The sequence below is a fragment of the Pseudomonas brassicacearum genome (assembly GCF_000585995.1).
GTDB lineage: Bacteria > Pseudomonadota > Gammaproteobacteria > Pseudomonadales > Pseudomonadaceae > Aquipseudomonas > Aquipseudomonas brassicacearum_A.
The window spans coordinates 4,122,599-4,125,141 of the sequence record NZ_CP007410.1 but is presented as its reverse complement, the minus strand read 5'-3'; the positions used below and the strand labels follow the sequence as shown (position 1 = coordinate 4,125,141).

The window sequence follows — 2,543 nt, the reverse complement described above, 5'->3', positions numbered from 1 at the left end:
GACACCTCCTTGTGCAGGGGTCGTGCCCCTGGGTCGACGCGGCAAGGCTTGTGGCCTGCGCGATACGGACCGGTCCTGTTTAGAAAAACAACGGCAGACAAGCCTCGACGCCGCTCCCCCGGCCGGATATGGCCGCGCTGGAAACGGATTTCCGGCGCCTTTCGATGGGGGGGCGGGCTCGATGCGCATTTAAAATAACAGCGCTTTTGCAGATGGGAAGCATTTTTTTAATCGTTGTACGATGTCATATCGGTATTATTTTCCCGCCTCGCCGCGGGCTAGAGCTGCCGCGCAGGCTTGAGCCTGTGCGTTGCCTGATCGATCATTGTGGGTGCGGTGCCCGCCCCTTGCAGGCGGGGGACAGAGAGGCGAGCGTAGGGGCGGTCGCTAGGATGGAACGGTGAACGGTGCAGCCCTGACGCCAAGAATCGGCTGATCGCCCGATTGGCACCGATGCGTGGCGAGATCATCGAAAAGTGATGGGCTTGATCAGTGATATCGGTCAGGTCATTCATCGCAACGCCAGTACCATTCAGCTCCTTTGAACGTGTATTTAATGACGACGGCGGCGTATTAGGTGTCCGTTGTCATAAGGATTTGATTTGGCTCCGACGTGAGCAGCATGCCTCGGATCTGAGGTGGTGGGAATTACTTAGCCATGCGCCGTTTGACCTTGTAACAGTCATTGATATCAAGCGCCTTCTGGTAATACTCCGTCCGTTTTGCGCGATTATTTTCGCCCAGAAGTCGGTAGATTTCCGCTTGGTAATCACGACTGCTGCCCCACTGCATGGCGAAGCCCACGGGTTCTTCAGGTCTGCATTCAAGCCTGACAACAGGCTGCGGAAAGTATCTTTCATAGAGTGGCATGCTGGTCTCCAGGGCCAGCAGTGCCGTTTCGTACTGAGGCGTGTCGGTGAACGCCAAGCACCAGTATGCAATTTGAAGAGCCGGTGGAGCGAAGCCTTGAGCGAGGCTTCGTTCAAACAAGGGACACGCTTTCTCTGTTATCACTTCGCTCGGAGACAGCATCACGTAGATGAGTCCGAGGCGATGCTGGGCTATGGGATGATCGAGGGCCGCCGCTTGTTCAAGCAGCGCAAATGCAGGCTTGAGTAATTCGCCGCCTTCTTCCGCCAGGGCCAAGGAGCGCTTCTTCTCCTCTGCGCTTGTCGTAGGGGTCTCAGCAGTGACTGCTTCAAGCTTGCTATCCGCTTGTAGGAGGTACGGAATAGCCTGCTGGTAAAGATCCTCACCACGAGGATCAATCTGCAGCGTGGTGGCCATGCTCAGCTGAGGCAGCAGGCACGCTAATAGGGTGTAGCTCCAACGGTTCAGGTACACAGATTGGCGTCCTTGCATGAGCTGTTCAATAGCCGTGCAGGTTATCGTATTTGGTGTTCATTTTGTCGTCACGAGCGACAACGTTTACTGCTGGTGCTCGGAGGAATCGGGGTGGCGCCATCGCTTACATCCGGTGATGTTCCAGCAAGAAATCCACGAACACCCGCACCCCAGAGACAAAATCAAACCACCGCACAGTCGATCGATTGCTTTTTTTCTCCCCCGGAAGCGAACATCGGCAAGCGCTGCAACATCCAGTTCAGCAGTTCTTGAGCGGGGGCCGCCAGCGGGCGGCCGGATTTGACCAGCAGTTTTGCCTCGACCCCTTGGAACAGTGGATGGTCGACGGCCACGGCCGCGAGGCTGCCCTGGGCGATTTCCCGATAGGCCGCCACCTCGCCCAGCAGCGACGCAAACTCGCCGGATGCAACAAGGCGCTTGAGGGCGGCCAACGAGTTGCTGACCAGCGCCGGACGGATCTCGATCTTCTCGGCGTACTCGAGCATTTTCAGCGCATGACCGATACCGAAGGTAGTCGGGGTCAGCACCAGTTGGCAGTCCAGCAAGTCGGCGACGGTTGCCATTGCCCCTTTCAAGGCCAATGGATGGTCCGGGCGAACCAGCAGCATCACGGGCTGACGGGAGGTCGCTTGATAGTCGATGTGAGCATGGGGAGGGGGGTGTAGGCCAGGCCGATATGCGCGCGATTTTCCGCGATCTCGTTGAGGACGTCGTCAACGGGCAGTATGTCCAGCCTGATATCGAGCTTGGGGTACTGTTTGCAGAACGGCGCGAGCACGTGGTCAACCAATGTATCGACGTAGCCTTCGCTGATGACGATGCGCACGTGTCCCAGCTGTAGCCCCTTGATCGCCTGGAGCCGGTCTTCAAGCTTTTCCTGGTGCGATCGATAGCCGCGCCAGAACTCCAGAAGGTGCGCGGCAGCCTCGGTGGGCTGTACGCCACGAGCCTGGCGTTCAAACAGCCGCGTGCCCAATTCTTGTTCCAGCAGTTTGATCTGGCGCGTGATCACTGACGGGGAGGTGTTGATGCTGTCTGCCGCGCCACGGATGGATCCGTGGGTCAGCACCTCATGAAAATACCGCAAGCGTTGCTGGTTGATTTCGCGCATGAGTCGTGTCCTTCGAATTACGTGTTGCTCGTAGGGCAACGGTACACGAACATAGTTGCTCTTGCTG

At 57.6% G+C, this 2,543-nt stretch carries 1 protein-coding gene and 1 pseudogene; both read right to left on the bottom strand.

The window, feature by feature from the left end:
• Nucleotides 1–648: 648 nt before the first annotated feature.
• Nucleotides 649–1,344 carry a hypothetical protein gene (locus CD58_RS17405; RefSeq protein WP_025214278.1) on the bottom strand — a complete coding sequence of 232 codons (696 nt, stop codon included), beginning with the start codon at nucleotides 1,342–1,344 and terminating at the stop codon, nucleotides 649–651.
• 182 nt (nucleotides 1,345–1,526) lie between these two features.
• Nucleotides 1,527–2,476 (bottom strand): annotated as a pseudogene (locus tag CD58_RS17400) (LysR family transcriptional regulator).
• Nucleotides 2,477–2,543 lie beyond the last annotated feature (67 nt).